Origin of the sequence: Pseudomonas sp. GV071 (genome assembly GCF_003050835.1) — a bacterium.
Lineage (GTDB): Bacteria > Pseudomonadota > Gammaproteobacteria > Pseudomonadales > Pseudomonadaceae > Aquipseudomonas.
The window spans coordinates 683,376-701,605 of sequence record NZ_QAOJ01000001.1 but is presented as its reverse complement, the minus strand read 5'-3'; the positions used below and the strand labels follow the sequence as shown (position 1 = coordinate 701,605).

Here is an 18,230-nt window from a genome sequence, read left to right as displayed (position 1 = left end):
CTGAAGCCGCTCCTACAGGTTTTGTGTCGATTTAGGGAGGTGGGTTTTCCTCGTTGAACTGCGGGGCGAAAAAATTACTGGCTGCGAATGGCGCGCTGATGATCCCTTCGGCGCGGTACAGGTCAGCGGTGCGTTGCACGTCACTCACCACCTCGGCATCGATGGCGATGCGGTGCGGTTGCGAGTAGCGGTTGGAACGGCTGTGGATCTCCACCGGAAGGCCGCTGTAGTGCGCCTGAATGGCGGAGAACTGTGGTTCGTGGGCGTTGGCCCAGACATAAGCGCGGCCCAGGCGCTGCAGGAAGTCGCGCAGCAGCGCTGGTTTGTCGCGAATCGCCGCGTCGTTGGCCACCAGCAACATGTTGCCGGCGAACAGGCCCTCGCCACTGACCAACACCCGCGTGCCGCCCTCGATCTGGCTCATGCTGGTGTAGGGGTCCCAGGTGGCCCAGGCATCCGCTTCACCATTGGCCAACAGGCCACGGGACTCAGCCGGCTGGAGGAAAATGAACTGCGCATCCTTGCCGGTCAGCCCCGCCCCCCGCAGGGCCGCCAGGGCCAGGTAATGGCCGATGGAGCCGCGGGTGGTGGTGATCTTCTTGCCCTTCAGGCTGGCCGCATCCTGCAGCGGCGAATCCTGGTTGACCACGATGGCCACCGCCGTCTGCGTGACCTGCACGCGCACCACGCCGACGGTTTTCAGCGGCGCGCCGGCGCCGGCGGCGAACACGAACGGCGCATCGCCCAGGGTGCCGATATCCACCGCGCCGGCGGCCAGCGCTTCGGCCGTGGGCGCCGCCGCACCGAACGAGGCGAACTCGATGCGGTACGGCAGATCCTTTAGCTCACCCGCCGCTTCCAGGAGGATTTTCAGCGAGGCTTTCTGGCTCGACACCCGCAGCAGTTCCTCACCGCGAACCGCCGGGGCAAGGACCAGCAACGTGGCCAGTAGCAGGGAGGCGATTTTCATCAGAACGCCAGGCTCAAGCGGCCGTAGTAGTAACCGCCACCCAGGCCATAGGGCGAGAACATGCCGTACTCGTAAGTGCCGGCCCACGGCACGATGCCGATGCTGTCCGGGTATTCATCGAACAGGTTGTTGGCACCCACGGCCACGGTGACGTTCTGGCTGAGGTCGTAGGCAATGTCGATGTCGGTGATCCATTTCGGGCTGAAGGTGCGGTCATTCGCCGGGTTGTTGTTGCCCTCGGTGTATTCGCCGTAACGGCTGAAGGCCAGGCTGACGTTCCAGTCGTCGAGGCGGTAGTTGGTGGACAGAATCCATTTGTCCTTGGGCGTGGCCTTGGTCAGGTCGATCTGCTGCTGGCGGTCGAACAACACATAACCCGAACCCAGGCTGGACAGCTCCGACGGCGTCTCGGCCAGATCACGAATGGTGGTCTTGTTGTGGTTGTAGGCCACGCTCCATTTCGCCAGGCCGTACTCACCAAAGTTCTGGCTGTAGTCGAGCACCAGGTCGATACCCTTGGTGCGGGTGTCGGCGGCGTTGGCGAAGTACTGCCCGGACAGGTTACGCGGCAGGCCGTTGGCTTCGAGGATGTCCGAGACCTTGGTGCCGGAGAGAATCCCGGTTTGCAGAATGCGGTCGTCGATATCGATCAGGTACAGGTCGGCGGTAAAGCGCAGGCGCTCGATGGGCTCGGCGGTAAAACCAAGGCTGTAGTTGCGCGACTTTTCCGGTTTCAGGGTATCGGCGCCAAGGGCGATGGCTTCCGGCGAATCCGGGCGCATCTGCTTGGTTCGCGCAGTGGTGGTCACGCCACCGCCGAGGAACTGGGTGACCGAGCTGGTGGCCGAGAAGGCGTTCTGCGCCAGGGATGGCGCGCGGAAACCGTTGCTCACCGCGCCACGCACCGCGTAGCCCGGCAGGAACTCGTAGCGGGTGGTGAACTTGCCGCTGGTGGTTTCGCCGATGTCCTGGTTGTACTGCTCCTGGCGCAAGGCGAAGGCGGCGTACCACTTGGAGGTGATGTTCAGGCCGAAGTCGACATAGGCCGCACCGCTGTGGCGGATCTTGGCGTTGGCGTCTTCCGGGCTGGTGCCGTTGACCGAAAACAGGCCTGGGTCTGGCCGGCGCCCGGCGTATTGGCCCGTGGGAATCACGTAGTTGCCGTAGTTGTAGGAGTTCGGCTCGCCCTCGCCCAGTTCGAATTTTTCCCAGCGGTATTCGATACCGAACGACGTTTCCAGCGGGCTGCTCCAGCCGATGTCCAGGCCCCGGGTGAAGTCGAGGTTGTTGGTCCACTGGTCGAAGGTTTCATCGGCCAGGTGGAAGCGCTGCTGGCTGAAATCCGGGCCGTTGGAAATGTTCAGGTTGTTGTCGGTGTACAGCTTGGCCTTGTCGCGGCCGTAGGTGGTGGACAGGTCCCAATCCCAGTCGGCCACCACGCCTTTGCCGCCGACGGCGAACTGGTAGTCGGTTTCCTTCACCTCACGGGTGGCCTGGCCGCCTTTCGGGTACGGCTGGCCATCGGTGTTGCCGACCATCGCGGTGATGTCGGTAGGCGCGCGGTGGCCGAGCACTTTTTTGCCGTCGCGGTAGCTGAAGGTGGAGAACGAATACAGGGTCACGTCGTTCTGCAGCGGCAGTTCGAGGTTGTAAGCGGTGCTGGCGGTGCGGTCACGGCCGAGGCCGTACTCCTCGCCCCAACCGTGGGTCTGGCTGGTACGCGGGTCGGGCGAGCCGTCCCACAGCGGGCCGAAATTGCCTTCCACCGAGCCGGCGCGGTCATAGGGCTCCTGCGACTTGGCATCGAACGACAGGTTGAAAAAGCCGCCATCGCCGAGGGTGGTACCGAGGTTGGCCGCTTCGTGGCCGGTGGTGCCGTCGCCGCTGTAGTACTGGCCGAGCGAGCTGTCGGAGGTAACGCCGGAGTCGTCCTTTTTAAGGATGATGTTGATCACCCCGGCAATCGCGTCGGAGCCATATTGGGCCGCCGCGCCATCGCGTAGCACTTCGATGCGTTCGATGGCCGCAGTGGGAATCAGGTCGAGGTCGACCGGCACTGCGGCGGTACCGACGCGGGCGTTGTTGTTGATCATCGCGGTGTTATGCCGGCGCTTGCCGTTGACCAGAATCAGCACCTGGTCACCGCCCAGGCCACGCATGCTGATGCCACGCACCAGAAACGCGGTGCCACCGCCGTTGATGGTCGGCGCGTTGAACGAAGGCAGCAGGCGAGTGAGGATGTCCTTGAGGCCGTTCTGACCGGTTTTTTCCAGTTGCTCGGCAGTGATCACATCGATGGGGGCCGGGCTGTCGGTGACAGTGCGCGGCGTGCTGCCGCGTACGCCGGTAACCACCACGGTATCGAGGGTCGGGTCATCGGCCAGCGCAGTCACCGGCATACCCGCTGCCAGCAAGGCAGCGCTGAGAGAAGACAAGGCAAAGGTTTTACTGAACACAGTACGCATTGAAAAACTTCCTGTTTAAAGCGCCTGGGGCATTTAGTTTTTTGGGCTGCTGGTGGGCGTTGCAGTGGCGGCGACGGCTTCGACTTCGATCAAGGCGCCGGGCAGCACCAGACCTGCGACCTGCACCGTGGTGCGCGCCGGTTTCAGGGGCTGTTTGTCGGTGCCGAAAAACTGCCGGAAGCCGGCTTGCAGGCCATCGAAATCCAGGCGCCCGCCCTTGGCCGGGTCACCGACCAGGTACACCCGCAGCTGCACCACATCGCCGAGAGTCAGGCCGCGTTGGGCCAGCACCGCTTCGATCTTGCGAAACACCACCACGGTCTGCTGCTCGGTGGTGCCAGCGGCGCGCAGGTCATCCTTGGCGGCTTTGGCGTCCACCGGGTCGGGCAGAATCCCGGACAGGTAGGTCAGTTGGCCGTTCCCCGGCAGCGTCACCGCTTGCAGAATCGGTGAGTTCGGGTAGGTGGACGGCACCCGTTCGATACCGGCGGCATGGCTGATACCGACACCGGCGGCGCATAGGATCCCCAACCCCAGCAGGGCTTTATTGAAAGGCATGGCAATACTCCAAGGTCTTTATCGCCAGCCTCGGAGGTCCGCTACCTGGCACATCGTGGTTGTTGGTTTTTTACTGCTAGCTATGTGTTACGTGAAACAGTGGCGCGGCGGGTTCAGGCCGTTTGCCGCAGTGGCGTGGTTTGCACCCGCTCGAACAGGTTGCGCACCACCCGGCGCGCGGCACCGGCGGCCGCCTCCTGCCAGATGCCGACACCGCTGTGGGCCAGGCCATCGCTGGTCAGGTGAATACGGCCCTGGGCCTGGTTGAGCAGGCTGTAGGCCGGCTCGGCGACTTCATGATTGATCCACGGCCCGAGGTTGTACGGAATCCGGCTCCAGGCCACCGCCAGCGGGTTACGCAGCTCGGCGGAATGGCCGGGGTGCAGCAGCTCTACTGCTTGCTTGGAGGCGGCAATCTGCTCGGCAATACTCTTCTCGCCAAACACCCGCGCGGTTTCGCCGTTGTTGTAAGCGGCAATCAAAATACCCTGCTCCTGATTGAACCCACCGCTGGGGTACCAGAGCCCGGAAGCCTCCTGGTTGAGAAACGACAGGCCGCCATAAATCTGATAATCGCGCTCCCAGAAACGCCGCGATTGCCAGGCCACCTTGTTGGCGTAGCCGAACTGCACGGCACCGATGGCTTGCTGCACAGGGGCAGTGAAATTGGTGTCGAGCTTGGCCAGCAACGGCAGCGGCAAGGCCACCACTGCAAAGTCCGCCTGCAAGGTGTGTTCACGGCCGCTTTTACGGTCGAGATAGGCCACCTGCACACCGTCATCCTGGTTGTGAATCGCGCGTACTTCAGCGCTCAGGCGCAAAGCGCCACCCAGGTGTTTTTCGAACGCTTTGGGAATCCGGTCCATGCCGCCGACAGGCTGGAACATGGTCGGTGAAAACTCCGGGTATTCATCGATCATCAAGGCGTTGGCCAACGCCGGATTGAGCAACGTGCGCAGCGGCAACGGGGCATTTTTCTCCGCCACCTGCTCACCGGCGCCGGGCCAGACCTTGTAGCCGGAACGGGCGGAACCGAGGTACTCAAGCTTCTCCGACAAATCGCCAAAGGTGCGCAAAAACTGCAACAGGGCGCGCTGGTCATCGGCAGTGAGCTCGGCATTCAGCGCCTGGCGATTGACCGCCTTGGCCAGCAACTCAGCGATATGCCCACGGCTGTCATTCACCGCCTGCCGGATCTGCATCGGCGGTTCGGCGAGGTTGGGCCGTACCAGGGCATTGCGGCTGGTATTGACCAACACCTCCAACTCCACCCCCAGTTCGCGGCAGTAGCCGAGCATCAACTGATGGTGACTGGGCAAGCGCGCCGGCCCGGCATTGAAATAAAACCCGTCAGCAAAATTGGCCACCTGCACGGTGCCGTCGGTGTACTCCACACGGTCGCCCTTACGCAGCGTCCAATTGCGCCCACCGACCCGGTCACGGGCTTCCAGCACAGTCACCTGAAACCCCGCCTTGCGCAGCTCAAAGGCACTGACCAGGCCACCGATACCGGCACCAATCACCACCACCCGAGCGCCCTTGCCAACCTGCGCCGACGGCAACGCCGCATAACTTTCCTGACCGCTGGCAGCCTGGCCAAACCCAGGCGTCAACAACCCCAACGCCCCCATCGCGGCATAGGCCGCACGGTAACCACCCACAGCGGCGACCCGTGCAATCAATGCTCTTCTACTCAACGGCATCCCTGTCACTCCCTGTTCACGGCAAGCCTTAACGGCCCGGCAACCTATATCGCGCATTGTTATAGACCGTTGCGCTTAGGCTGCTAAATTCATCTATGGGAGCCATCCTACTGACGGAAATAAAATGAGAGAAATACATTTTAGGCATATGCAAATATTAAATTGTTTAATCTTACGAAGACCGCAAACTGCAAGAAATGCATAACAAAAGAAGCCGAGAAACAGATCCAAAAGCATCGCGGCTAAAGCCGCTCCTACAGAAGCGCCGCGATGGCCTTTGATCGTGATCTGGCTCGTGATCTAGCCGCCCCTTGGGCGAAGGCCGAGCAGAATCGCCGTGTAAAGGGTTGAGCGGCAGGGATGCCGCGAAAGGAACGATGGGCCAGGGACGGCCTGTCATGACGGGGACGCCTAGTCGGCCCCTGGAACGGCGATGGCGCGAGACGACCCGCAGCGCAGCGGAGGGCCGAGGTGGGGGCAAGCCCTTTGGTTACTTTGCGGCGACTGGCAAAGTGACTCGCGCGTAAGGCGCGAAACCAAACGCCCAGCGCACGCGATAAAAAAGAACACCGAAACTTCAAAAGCAAAAGCCGGTGCGCGGAGCACCCCCTACAAAAGCACCGCGCGTAAGGCGGTAATTCGAGCGCCCTACGGCCCAGCACGCTGCTGAACACTCGCCACCACCCTCAACAAATTCCCCGAAAAAATATTCCCCACATCCCCCTCACTGTACCCAGCCGCCAGCAGCCGCTGCCGAATCCTCGGCAACTGACTGACATCCTCCATCCCCTCCACTCCACCGCCACCATCCCAATCCGCACCAATACCCACATGCTCAGGCCCCACCACCGCCAACACATGCAACAAATGGCTGATGAAATCCTCAAACCCCGCCCGCTGCTGCGGATACAACGCCTCAGCCGCGCGAATGCGCCCCGCCAACTCCGCCACCTGCGCCGGACTCAGCGCCGCCGCATTGCGAAACTCCCGATACAACGGCGCCAACGCCTTATCGCGCATCGGGTTCGGTCGCCTACTGATCAGATCACTGCCAAAACTGTTGATCGCCACCACCCCACCCTGCGCCGCCAACCGCCGCAAACGCCCGTCATCCAGATTGCGTGGGCTGGCCGCCACCACACGGCTACCCGAGTGCGAGGCGATCACCGGCGCCCGCGACAAGGCCAACACCTGGTCAAAAGTGGCATCCGAGGCATGGGACACATCCAGCACAATCCCCAACCGATTGGCCTCGCTCACCAGCTCCCGGCCCTGTGCACTCAGCCCATGCCACTCCGGCAAAGCCGTGGCCGAGTCGGCGAAGCTGTTGTTGGCCGCGTGCACCAAACCGAGCATGCGCAACCCCAGGCGCTGATAGGTGAGCAAACGCCCCGGATCAGCCGCCAACGGCTCGGCGTTTTCCATCGAGATAAACACCACCCGTTTGCCCGCTGCGCTTATACGCCTCGCATCGTCAGCCGTGAGGGCCAGTTCTAAGTCCTGCGGGTGGGTGGCGACCATGTCGCGAATCCGCGTCAGCACCGCCAGGCCATGTTCACTGGCCAGGGTGCGACCTTCATCGGTGCGCGGCCCCTGCGGGGTGAAGATCGCCCAGAAACCACCGTCCAGACCGCCATCGCGCATACGCGGCAGGTCCACCTGAGACAGATCATCGGCATAGCGGTGGCGGGCGGTGATATCCCAGCCCGGACGGGCCAGGTGCATGGGCGTGTCGAGGTGGCTGTCGAGCAGCATCGGCCGAGGCGTATCGGCGGCCTGCGCGCTAGCGGCCAGCAGCAACGTCAGTGCCAGGCCGTGGCGAATATCTGGCATCGGTCAACCCCAACGAAAACTGCGGTCCCAGAGGGGCGACACATCCAGAGCATTGGGCAGCACACCGGCCTGGTGAAACAGGTCGGCCACTTCTTGCTGCGAGCGCACGGCGGCATCGTCCACCGGCTGCAGAATGCGTGGCCCGCTCTGCGCTTTGAACTGGGCGATAAACACCTCTTTGGGAATGCCGAGGATCTGCTCGCTTTTCGCCGCCCACTCCTCGGGATGGTGCTGAATCCATTGCCAGGTGTGGTACTCACGCAGGATGTAATCGGTGATCGCTGCGTGTTTTTTCGGGTCGGCAATCGCCTGGGCATTGGCGGCAATCACGTAGTTGCCCGACAGGTACCCCTGCCCGGTGCGCAGCACCCGCGCGCCGCTGCGCAGTTCGGCCAGTTGGATGAAATAGCCGTAGGTCACCCAGGCATCCAGATTGCCGTTCTGAAAGGCGGCAAAACCGTCCTGCGGGGTCAGCGCCATAGGCGTGATATCGGCAAAACTCAGGCCCTGTTCCTGCAGCGCCTTGAGCAGCAAAAAGTGCGAGGTGGTGGAGCGGATATAGCCGATACGTTTGCCCCGCAGCTGGCTGAGGTTTTCGATTCGCGAGCCCTTGGGCACGATGATCGCCTGGTTGTTTACATCGCCGGTCAGCACTGCGATCAGCTTTACCGGCGCGTCATTCTTGATGCCGAAAATCGGCGGAATCTCACTCATCGGCGCGATGTCGAGGGTACCGCTGACCAGCGCTTCGAAGGCCAGATTACCGCCGGTGAATTCGGCGTATTTCACCGGGTACGGCGCCGGCTGGATGCCGGCTTCTTTAAAAAAAGTAGGTGCCGCACCCTTGTAGGTGGCCACGTGCAGACTGGCGCCCTGCCAGGCCTCCGCGCTCTGTACCAGCTGCCAGGGCAAGGCGCTGCCAAGGCCGACGATGGCCGAGCGTTGGATAAATTGACGACGGTTCATGCGGCAATCCTTTACTCAAGAAAATCGGGCTCTTCGCGCACCAGACGGTCCCAGTGCGACTGCAGGGCAAACCAGCTGCCGAATTCGGTGCCGACCTGGCCGGCGGTGTGCCGGGCGACGTCGGGCGGAATCGGTTTCGGGGTGCCGGCGGCTTCGGCCAGCAACTGGCTGTGGGCGGCGTTGTCGAGGGCGATAAAACGCCACACCGCCGCCTCCACGGTTTCGCCGACGGTGAGCAAACCGTGGTTCTGCAGAATCAGCGCGACGTTGTGGGCGCCCAAGGTGGCGGCAATTCGCGCGCCTTCGCTGGCCTCCAGCACCACGCCGCTGAAGTTGTCGAACAGCGCGTGCTTTTCATAAAAGGCGCAGGCGTCCTGGGTCAGCGGGTCGAGCAAACGGCCGAGGCTGGACCAGGCTTTTCCGTACAACGAATGGGCATGGGCGGCGGCCACCACGTCCGGGCGGGCGTGGTGCAGCGCTGCATGAATGGCGAAGGCGGCGAGGTTCAGCGAGCCCTCGCCTTCGACAATCTCGCCATCGGGGTTGACCAGCAGCAGGTCGCTGACGCGGATATGGCCGAAATACACGCCCACCGGGTTAACCCAGAAATGTTCGGGAAACTCCGGGTCGCGCACGGTGATATGGCCCGCGCCCCCCATGTCGAAACCGTAGCGGGCAAACAGGCGAAAGGCAGCGGCCAGACGCTGACGCCGCAGCAAGCGCTCAGCAGCGTACGTCGCTTGCTGCGGCGGGTGCTGCCAGCGGAACACGGTATGGCCGTCGCGCTGCAAACCATAGGCCGACGGCTTGGGAAATACGCTCATGGTGCGGGGGCTCCGGACACGGGATTGTGCAAGGCCAGGCCACTGCCCAACTGCGCGATATTGCGCGCCAGCAGTGCGGCGATATTCAGGTACACCTGCGGCGAATTCGCCGAGGTGTGCGGCGACAACCGCACCCGTGGGTGGCGGTACAACCAATGACCAGCGGGCAGCGGCTCGGGGTCGGCAACATCCAGGCTGGCCAGGCTTACCTGGCCGTTGTCGAGGGCAACGCGCAAGGCGTCCTGATCGATCAGGCTGCCGCGGGCGATGTTGATCAGGTGCAGCCCAGGCTTGGCGGCGGCCAGCACCTGGTGGTTGATGACGTGGTGCGTTTCGTCAGTTGCCGGGGCGGCCAGCAGCACATGGTCGGCACGGGCAAACAGCTCGCGCACCTGCGCAACCCGCTGCACACCCGGCAGATCAAACGGCTGCGCTGAACGGCGCAGGGCCAGCACCTGCATACCCAAGGCCTGAGCCTTGAGTGCGGTGCTGCGGGCAATCGCACCAAAGCCAAACAGCCCCAACGTACTACCAGCGACAGTCGCCAGAGGCCGTTGCTGCCACTGCTCGGCATCGCTGATCCATAGCGCAGGTAACTGCTTGGCGGCGGCGAAAATACTCGCCAGGGCAAACTCGGCGATGGCCTCGGCGGTGGTGCCGCGCGAGCTAGCTACCGGCACGCTGCCGGCGAACAGCCAGGCGGGGAAAAAGTCGACGCCAGAGGTCACCAGTTGCACCAGTTTCAGGCCATAGGGCCAGCCGGCTGGCGGCTGCTCGGCGCTACGAAAATCGGCATGCGGCGCGGCCAGCAACACCTGCACATCAGCAGGCAGATCCGCCGGCACGCCGCGGGGCAGATTGATGATCTCGACCCCGGGCAAGGCATCACGCAGCACGGCGTTAAAACCGGGCTCCAACTGGCTGGCAATCTTCACACCTGCGCTCCTGGTACCTGGGCAAACGCAGCGTGGCCGGCGGCGCCGAGAATCGCATCGTCCTGCGGGGTGTGGATGCGGCTGCACAGCACGTCACGGTAGTGACGCTCCAGCGGGTTGTTGCGCGCCAATGCCGGGTTGCCGATGGCTTCGATGGCCAGTGCCACCGCCTGGATCGCCTGGTTGGTCACCAGGTGTTTGATCTGCGTGGCCTCGGCCGCCGGTACCCGGCCCTCGGCGGCTGCATCCAGCAGCACGCGGTTGGCCAGCAACAAGGAATCGATGCGCCCCACCAGTTCCTGAAAGCGCGGCAGGCTGGCCAGCGGCGCGCCGAGGTTGGCCGGCGTGCGTTCACGCAGCCAACCCACCAGCCAATCACGGGCGGCACGGGCGACGCCGTCGTAGATGCTCGACAACAACACCGCCAGCCACAGCACGCCGGACGGATCGAGTTCGGAGGTGCGCGGCACATCGGCCGGCTGTACGTCGACGGCGTGGTCGAACGGCACCAGCACGTTATCGAACACCACGTCGTGGCTGCCGGTGGCGCGCATGCCCAGGTGGTCCCAGGTTTCCTCAATGCGGATGCCCGGCGTGTCGCGGTGCACCAGCCAGGTACCGACCCGCGGCACGCTGTCATCACTGCGCGCCCACACCGCCAGCCAGGTCAGGCCTGGAATGCCGGTGGAATAGATTTTCCGCCCATTCAGGCGCCAACCCTCGGGTACCCGCGTGGCCAGGGTAGCCGGCAAACCACCGCGGGCCGGCGTACCCAGTTCGGGTTCCACCCGCAACGCATTGATCAGCGCGCCCTGCTCCACCGCTTCACGCGCCACGCGCAAACGCAGGTATTCCGGCCACGCCAGGTTCTTTTGCAGGCGGGTGTGTTGCAGGTACTGCATGACCAGCACCAGGGCGGTGGATGGCTCGCCCTTGGCCACCGCACTGATCACCCGCCGCGCCTGCGCCAGGCTGGCGCCACTGCCGCCGAGTTCGCGCGGCACGGTGAGGGCGAGCAGATCGAGCTGCTGCAAGCGCATGAGATTGGCGTGGGGAAACTCGCTGTGGCGGTCGTAGTGAGCGGCGCTGGCGGCGAATTCGGCGCTCAGTTGTGCAAGCACCTCGGCAAAGGCCGGGCTGTCCAGATCGGGACGGTTGTCCAGCGCGATGGCGGGTTGGGCGTTAAGGGTCATCGGTGGGTTCCGGTCAGGTAAAAGGAATGGCTTTGGGCTGGCTCCGGCGTGCTTTCCACACCGAGCAAACCGAGCAGATGGCGACGGATCTCCTGCAAACGGCGGGTGGCGATTTCCCGTGGGCGCGGCTGGGCGATATGCAGGTCTTCGACGATCCGCCCCTGGTCCAACACCAGCACGCGGTCGGCCAGCAGCACCGCTTCATCAACGTCATGGGTAACCAGCAACACCGCCGGCTCGTGCTTGCGCCACAGCTCCAGCACCAACTGCTGCATGCGAATGCGGGTCAGGGCATCCAGCGCGGCGAAAGGTTCGTCGAGCAACAGCAACTTCGGCTCACGCACCAACGCCCGCGCCAACGCCACCCGCTGCGCCTCACCACCGGACAAGGTGCCGGGCCAGGCCAACAGGCGATGCTGCAAACCCACCTCGGCCATCGCCGCCTGCGCCCGCGCCTCGGGGTTGGCACCGCGCAGGCCCAAACTGACATTGCGCCAGGCGCGCTTCCACGGCATCAACCGCGGCTCCTGAAACACCGCCGCGCGGGCCTCCGGCACCTGCAACTGGCCGCCATCAATACGGTCCAGCCCGGCCAGCGCACGCAGCAAAGTGGTCTTGCCCGAACCACTGCGGCCGAGCAAGGCAACGAACTGGCCGGCGCCGATTTCCAGGTCCAGACCATCGAGAATCCGCTGCCCACCAAACTGGCGAACCGCCTGACGCACCGACACCGCCGCCAACGAAGAACCACGAGGCATGTTCAACTCCCAATAAACGCTGGCCGCCAGGCCAGGGTGAAACGCTCGAGCCCACGCACCAGGGCATCGATGCCCAGGCCCAGCACGCTGTACACCAGCAGGCAGATCACGATGACGTCAGTGCGCATAAAGTCGCGGGCGTCGTTGACCAGGTAACCGATACCGGCCGTGGCATTGATCTGCTCAACCACCACCAGCCCCAGCCAACTGATGCCAAAGGCATAGCGCAGCCCGACAAAAAACGACGGCAAGGCCCCCGGCAGAATCACGTGCCAGACCCGCTCGCGGCGGTTGAGGCCAAACAGCGTGGCCGCCTCGATCAGCTTCGGATCGAGGCCACGGATGCCGGCAAACAAGGTGAGATAAATAGGAAAGGTGGTGCCCAGGGCGATCAGCGCGATCTTCGGCGTCTCGCCGACCCCGAACCACAAAATGAACAACGGCACGATGGCCAGAAACGGCAAGGTCCGCAGCATCTGCATCGGCGAGTCGATCGCCAACTCACCACCGCGCGACAACCCTGCGACCAACGCCAGCGAAGTACCCACACTGACGCCAATCGCCAGCCCACTGAGCGCCCGAATCAACGACACCCACAAATGCCCCGCCAACTCGCCGCTCACCAGCAACTGCCACAACGTACCGCCAATGGCGCTCGGCGCCGCAATGATCCGCGCGGGCAGCAAGCCACTCTGCGACGCCGCCTCCCACAGCAGCAACAACAGCAACGGGCTCACCAACCGCGCCCCCAGATTGCGCCAGAACGGCCAGCGAACATGCGATCGCAGCGACATGACATCTCCCTAAAAGTCAGCAAACGGAGCCCAACAACAGCCCACAGCAAAGCCATGCTAACTACATAAGAAACCGTCGTGAAATTCGTTTTGATTCTAAGCTAATATGTATTTTGCGCATTTATCGTAGATTACGTTATGCGCATCAGTAATATTTAATCACGATAGATATGCGAGACCAACGTTTCCAGGGATCGCGGCTGAAGCCGCTCCTACAGGGGATCGAGTTGTTGATCTGGCTTGTGATCTGGCCTGTGATCCTGCTCTTGATCTACCCGCCCCTTGGGCGAAGGCCGAACGGAATCGTTGCGCAGGGGGTTGAGCGGCAGGAGCCGCGAAAGGAGCATCGGGCCATGGATGGCCTGTTATGACGGGGACGCCTAGTCGGCCCCCGGAGCAACGATGGAGTGAGGGAAGTCGTAGCGCAGCGAAGACCCGAGGTGGGGGCAAGCGTTTTGCCTACTTTGCCGCGACTGGAAAAGTAGGTCGCGCGTAAGGCGCGAAACAGATCGCCCAGCAAACGCGGAAATGAATGCAATCACCGAAACGGCGGATATCCGCTAGCGCGGATATTCGCCCTACGCCCCCACCCGCTGCGCCACCATCTCCCCAAACTCACTAACCGGCACCTGCAAATTCCCCAAAAACCGCGGATGCACCAACCACAAATCAATCACCGGCTTGAAATCACTCACCGGCACAATCTCCAACCGCTGCCGGTGGCTACTGTTCTCCAACAACGGCAATGGCACCAAACCATACCCCAAGCCATTGGCAATCAACCCCAACTGCAGCTCGGTACCAAAGGTCTCCAGATTGACCTTTAGCGACAACCCCTCCGCACTCAGCGCGCGCTGCAACCCGGCCCGAAAACCACAGCCATCCGGGTTCAACACCCAGCCACGCTGGTAACAATCGGCCAGCTTGTAACTGCGTTTACGCACCTCGCCCTTGGCCGCCACCACCACCAGATTCATCCGCGCCAGCGAGCGCCCGACCATGCCTTCGGGGAACACCTTGCCCGCCGGAAACAACGCCGCCACGGCATCCAATTCGCCGTTCTCGATCTTGCCCAGCAGGTGGCTGCCCCACCCGGTGGAGACCTGCGCCTGCAGTTCCGGGTAGAGGGTTTTCAGTTGGCTGAGGGCATCCAGCAACACCACATCGCCAATGGTCTGCGGCACGCCCAGGCGCAAGGTGCCGGTGGGCGCCGAGTCGCTCAGCACCAGTTCACGCAAGGCGCCCATTTCGCGCTGCACGTTGAGGCACTGCTCGTACACGCGCATGCCCAGCGACGTCGGCTTGAGGGGTTTGGTGTTGCGGTCCAGAAGGTTGGCGCCCAGGTCGTCTTCGAAGTTCTGCACCCGCCGGGTGATCGCCGGCTGGGTCAGTTGCAGGGTTTCGGCGGCCTGGCTGATGGACTGACAACGGATGACCGCTACGAATGCATCGATATCGTCTATCTTCATTCTTTTTTCACATAATAAAGTAGTGGAAAAATACCAGATAAGAATAATACCTTTCGCCTCCAGGGTGTACAGCAACATCACCAAATGGAGGGAACCATGGCACACATTAGCAACCCCGCACGCTTGCGCGGCTTTATCGGCGCTCTGGCCGAGCTGCTGCAAACCCAAGCGCAGGAACCACAAGTACTGGAGCGCGGCGCACAACTGCTGAGCGAGCTGGTCAGCCACGACGACTGGCTGCCCGCCGAGTTCGCCCAACCCAGCCCCGAGCGCTACCAACAATACGTGCTGCACGTCGACTCTGCGCAACGCTTCAGCGTGGTCAGTTTTGTCTGGGGCCCGGGCCAGGCGACACCGGTGCATGACCACCGGGTATGGGGCCTGATCGGCATGTTGCGTGGCGCCGAAGATGCCCAGGCCTTTCAGCGCGACAGCAGCGGCGCCCTGCACGCCCTTGGCGCACCGCAGCGTTTGCTGCCGGGCCAGGTGGAAGCGGTGTCACCGCGCATTGGTGACATCCACCAGGTGCGCAATGCCTTCGACGACCGCACCTCGATCAGCATCCATGTCTACGGCGGCAACATTGGCGCGGTCCAGCGCGCGGTGTACCTGGCCGACGGCACTGAAAAGGCCTTTATCTCCGGTTATTCCAACGCCCACTTGCCCAATATCTGGGACCTGTCGAAAGAGAACCCCGCGCCATGAGTGATTTCCCCCGCCGTAGTTATGCCGACCTGCGTACCGCCCTGCTCGCCCGTGAAGAACTGGCCTTGCTGGACGTGCGCGAAGAAGCGCCATTTGCCGAAGCCCACCCGCTGTTTGCCGCCAACCTGCCGTTGTCGAAACTGGAGCTGGAGGTGTATGCCCGCGTACCGCACCGCCATACGCCGGTCACCGTTTACGACAATGGCGAAGGCCTGGCCGAACGCGCTGTCGAGCGTTTGCGCGAGTTGGGTTACACCGATGTGGCCTTGCTGACCGGTGGTTTGCAGGGCTGGCAGGCGGCCGGAGGCGAGCTGTTCCAGGACGTCAATGTGCCCAGCAAAGCCTTTGGCGAATTGGTGGAAAGCCAGCGCCATACCCCGTCCCTGGCGGCGGAAGAGGTACAGGCGCTGCTGACCGCCAAGGCCGATGTGGTGGTGCTCGATGCGCGGCGTTTTGACGAATACCAGACCATGAATATTCCCGGTTCCATCAGCGTGCCGGGTGCCGAGCTGCTGCTGCGCGTGCGTGAGTTGGCGCCGAACCCCGCCACCCAGGTGATCGTCAATTGCGCCGGGCGCACCCGCAGCATCATCGGCACCCAGTCGCTGGTGAATGCCGGCATTCCCAATAAGGTGGCGGCGCTGCGCAACGGCACCATCGGCTGGACCCTGGCCGGGCAAACCCTGGAGCACGGGCAGAACCGTCGCTTCGAACTGACCCCGCCCAGCCACCTCGGCGCCGCCCGTGAAGCGGCGCAGCAGGTGGCGGAAAAAGCCGGCGTCGGCGTGGTCAGCCTGGAAACCTTGCAGCAATGGCAGGCCGATAGCAGCCGCAGCACCTACCTGTTCGATGTACGCACCGCTGCCGAATATGAGGCTGGGCACCTGCCCGGCGCACGTTGGGTGGAAGGCGGCCAGTTGGTGCAGGAAACCGACCACGTCGCCAGCGTGCGCGGGGCGCGTCTGGTGCTGGTGGACAGTGAAGGCGTACGCGCACAGATGAGCGCTTCCTGGCTGGCCCAAATGGGCTGGGAAACCTGGGTGCTGGCGCCGCAACCGGCGGAGCGGTTCAGCGCCACCGGGGCCTGGCAAGCGCCATTGCCCGAGCAAGCGCAGGTTCCCGGGATCAGCGTGCACACCCTGCTCGACTGGCAACAGACGCCCGGCACCCTGGTGCTGGATTTCACCACCAGCGCCAACTACGTCAAACGCCATATCCCCGGTGCCCATTGGCTGCTACGGGCCAACCTGCGCGAAGCACTGGAGCAACTGCCAGTGGCAAAGCGTTATGTCCTCACCTGCGGCAGCAGCCTGCTCGCGCGTTTTGCCGTGACCGATTTACAGGCCTTGACCCAGGTGCCGGTGTATCTGCTGGAAGGTGGCACCGCCGCCTGGATTGCCGCCGGCCTGCCTTTGGAACAGGGTGAAACGCACCTCGCTTCGCCGCGCATCGACCGCTACCGCCGCCCCTATGAAGGCACCGACAACCCGGTGGCCGCCATGCAGGGTTACCTCGATTGGGAATATGGCCTGGTGGCGCAATTGGGCCGCGACGGCACCCATGGTTTTTACGTGATCTGAGCGCCCTTTGAGCGGCGCTGACCGGCGCCGCTCAGGGCTGTTTTCTCGCGTCGGCGCTTATTCGATAAACAGCTAACAATCTAATTTTTAGGTCTTTTAGGAAATTAAAAGGCGCTTCTATAGTGCCGGTCCCTTTTTGCTATTTTCAGGACACTGCCATGTTGCCTCGCCTGTTGTTGCCCGCCCTGGTTCTGGCCCTTGTTGGTTGCACGGCGCAACCTGCCGCGTCGGTGCACACCACCAACCCGGCCAGCTCCACCCTGCAAGGCGACGCCAGCCGCCCGGCGCAAGCCAAGTGGGTGCGCACCGAGCTGTACTTCTCCGTGGGCTTGATCGATGGCGGCCCTGGCAGCGTAAGCCCGGCCCGCTGGCGCGAGTTTCTCGACCAGGAAGTGACCGCGCGTTTCCCCGACGGCTTTACCGCCTTTGACGCCTACGGCCAGTGGCGCGACCACGGCGCCACGCAGCCGGAACGCCTGGCCACCAAAGTGATCGTGGTGCTGCATGAAGACAGCGCGCAGAACAACGCCAACATCGAAGCCATTCGCCTGGCCTACAAACGCATCACTGGCGACCTTTCCGTACTGCGCCTGTCGCAACCGGCAGATGTGTCGTTCTGATGAGCGACTATCAGGAAACCCTGTACGCCGGTTACGGCCAGCGTGTGCAGATAGACGAATTGCTCTATGAAGGGCACACCGATCAGCAGCACCTGGTGATTTTTCGCAACGCCCTGCTCGGCCGCGTGATGGCCCTGGATGGCGTGGTGCAGACCACCGAAGCGGATGAATTTATCTACCACGAGATGCTCGCCCATGTGCCGATTCTGGCCCATGGGGCGGTGCGTCGGGTGTTGGTGATTGGCGTCGGCGATGGCGGCATTCTGCGCGAGATCGTGCGCCATGCCGGTATCGAGGAGATTGTTGCGGTGGAGATCGACGCCTCGGTGATCGAGCTGTGCCGCACCCATTTGCCGCTGCATTCGGCCGGCGCCCTGGACGATCCAAGGGTGCGCCTGGTGATCGCCGATGGCCTGGATTTCGTCGCTAACAGTGCCGAGCGTTTCGACCTGATCATCAGCGACTCCACCGACCCTATCGGCCCGGCTGCCAGCTTGTTCAGCCGCGAGTTCTACCGCAACTGCCAGCGCTGTCTGAACGCCGATGGTGTGCTCGCCACCCAGAATGGCGTGCCGTTTCTGCAACCCTTAGAGCTGACCGACACCGCGCAACGCCTGGCGGCGACCTTCAGCGACTGGGGGTTTTTCCATGCAGCGGTGCCGACCTATATCGGTGGCAGCATGAGTTTTGGTTGGGCCAGCAACAGCGCCAAAGCCCGGCAGACGGAACTGGCCACGCTGCAACAGCGCTTCAAGGACAGTGGCTTGCGTACCCGCTACTACAACGCCGAAATTCACCAGGCAGCGTTTGCGTTGCCGCAGTACATGCTGGAATTGATCAACCCCTAACTCCGCCCA

General features: G+C 63.1%; 16 protein-coding genes. 4 read left to right on the top strand and 12 right to left on the bottom strand.

From position 1 onward, the window contains the following. Positions 1-31: 31 nt before the first annotated feature. The 12 genes from C8K61_RS03110 to C8K61_RS03050 all read right to left on the bottom strand — a co-directional run bounded on the left by C8K61_RS03110 (position 32) and on the right by C8K61_RS03050 (position 14,468). Positions 32-970 carry an ABC transporter substrate-binding protein gene (locus C8K61_RS03110; RefSeq protein ID WP_108094700.1) on the bottom strand — a complete coding sequence of 313 codons (939 nt, stop codon included), beginning with the start codon at positions 968-970 and terminating at the stop codon, positions 32-34. Next, the gene (locus C8K61_RS03105) at positions 970-3,435 is read right to left on the bottom strand and encodes a TonB-dependent siderophore receptor (protein WP_108094699.1); all 2,466 of its coding nucleotides are present in this window, start codon (positions 3,433-3,435) and stop codon (positions 970-972) included. Before C8K61_RS03105 ends, C8K61_RS03110 begins: the two co-directional genes overlap by 1 nt. Before the next feature lie 33 nt (positions 3,436-3,468). After that, the gene (locus tag C8K61_RS03100) at positions 3,469-3,993 is read right to left on the bottom strand and encodes a RidA family protein (RefSeq protein ID WP_108094698.1); all 525 of its coding nucleotides are present in this window, start codon (positions 3,991-3,993) and stop codon (positions 3,469-3,471) included. Between the two features lie 113 nt (positions 3,994-4,106). Further along, positions 4,107-5,696 (bottom strand): FAD-dependent oxidoreductase, encoded by a 1,590-nt coding sequence (locus C8K61_RS03095; protein ID WP_108094697.1) that lies wholly within the window; start codon positions 5,694-5,696, stop codon positions 4,107-4,109. Positions 5,697-6,344: 648 nt separating this feature from the next. Then, positions 6,345-7,529, bottom strand: a complete 1,185-nt coding sequence (locus C8K61_RS03090) for a dipeptidase (protein ID WP_108094696.1) — start codon at positions 7,527-7,529, stop codon at positions 6,345-6,347. A 3-nt stretch (positions 7,530-7,532) separates the two neighbouring features. Further along, positions 7,533-8,495, bottom strand: coding sequence for an ABC transporter substrate-binding protein (locus tag C8K61_RS03085; RefSeq protein WP_108094695.1), 963 nt, complete (start codon positions 8,493-8,495; stop codon positions 7,533-7,535). 11 nt (positions 8,496-8,506) lie between these two features. After that, positions 8,507-9,319 carry a class II aldolase/adducin family protein gene (locus C8K61_RS03080; protein ID WP_108094694.1) on the bottom strand — a complete coding sequence of 271 codons (813 nt, stop codon included), beginning with the start codon at positions 9,317-9,319 and terminating at the stop codon, positions 8,507-8,509. Beyond that, positions 9,316-10,254, bottom strand: a complete 939-nt coding sequence (locus C8K61_RS03075) for a D-isomer specific 2-hydroxyacid dehydrogenase family protein (RefSeq protein WP_108094693.1) — start codon at positions 10,252-10,254, stop codon at positions 9,316-9,318. Before C8K61_RS03075 ends, C8K61_RS03080 begins: the two co-directional genes overlap by 4 nt. Next, positions 10,251-11,447, bottom strand: coding sequence for an acyl-CoA dehydrogenase family protein (locus tag C8K61_RS03070; RefSeq protein WP_108094692.1), 1,197 nt, complete (start codon positions 11,445-11,447; stop codon positions 10,251-10,253). Before C8K61_RS03070 ends, C8K61_RS03075 begins: the two co-directional genes overlap by 4 nt. Beyond that, positions 11,444-12,205, bottom strand: a complete 762-nt coding sequence (locus C8K61_RS03065) for an ABC transporter ATP-binding protein (RefSeq protein ID WP_108094691.1) — start codon at positions 12,203-12,205, stop codon at positions 11,444-11,446. The genes C8K61_RS03070 and C8K61_RS03065 overlap by 4 nt, the downstream gene beginning before the upstream one ends. A 2-nt stretch (positions 12,206-12,207) precedes the next feature. Continuing rightward, complete coding sequence (locus C8K61_RS03060) at positions 12,208-12,999, bottom strand: ABC transporter permease (protein WP_108094690.1); 792 nt, start codon at positions 12,997-12,999, stop codon at positions 12,208-12,210. Positions 13,000-13,577: 578 nt separating this feature from the next. Beyond that, positions 13,578-14,468 carry a LysR family transcriptional regulator gene (locus C8K61_RS03050; RefSeq protein ID WP_108094688.1) on the bottom strand — a complete coding sequence of 297 codons (891 nt, stop codon included), beginning with the start codon at positions 14,466-14,468 and terminating at the stop codon, positions 13,578-13,580. Between the two features lie 96 nt (positions 14,469-14,564). Between C8K61_RS03050 and C8K61_RS03045 the strand changes: the two genes are divergently transcribed. The 4 genes from C8K61_RS03045 (at position 14,565) to speE (ending at position 18,221) form a co-directional block, all read left to right on the top strand. Further along, positions 14,565-15,173 (top strand): cysteine dioxygenase, encoded by a 609-nt coding sequence (locus C8K61_RS03045; RefSeq protein WP_108094687.1) that lies wholly within the window; start codon positions 14,565-14,567, stop codon positions 15,171-15,173. Then, positions 15,170-16,753 (top strand): rhodanese homology domain-containing protein, encoded by a 1,584-nt coding sequence (locus C8K61_RS03040; protein WP_108094686.1) that lies wholly within the window; start codon positions 15,170-15,172, stop codon positions 16,751-16,753. Before C8K61_RS03045 ends, C8K61_RS03040 begins: the two co-directional genes overlap by 4 nt. A 158-nt stretch (positions 16,754-16,911) precedes the next feature. After that, on the top strand, positions 16,912-17,373 hold the full coding sequence (locus tag C8K61_RS03035; RefSeq protein WP_108094685.1) for a DUF3574 domain-containing protein: 462 nt from the start codon (positions 16,912-16,914) through the stop codon (positions 17,371-17,373). Beyond that, positions 17,373-18,221 carry a polyamine aminopropyltransferase gene (gene speE, locus C8K61_RS03030; RefSeq protein ID WP_108094684.1) on the top strand — a complete coding sequence of 283 codons (849 nt, stop codon included), beginning with the start codon at positions 17,373-17,375 and terminating at the stop codon, positions 18,219-18,221. The genes C8K61_RS03035 and speE overlap by 1 nt, the downstream gene beginning before the upstream one ends. The last annotated feature ends 9 nt before the right edge of the window (positions 18,222-18,230 follow it).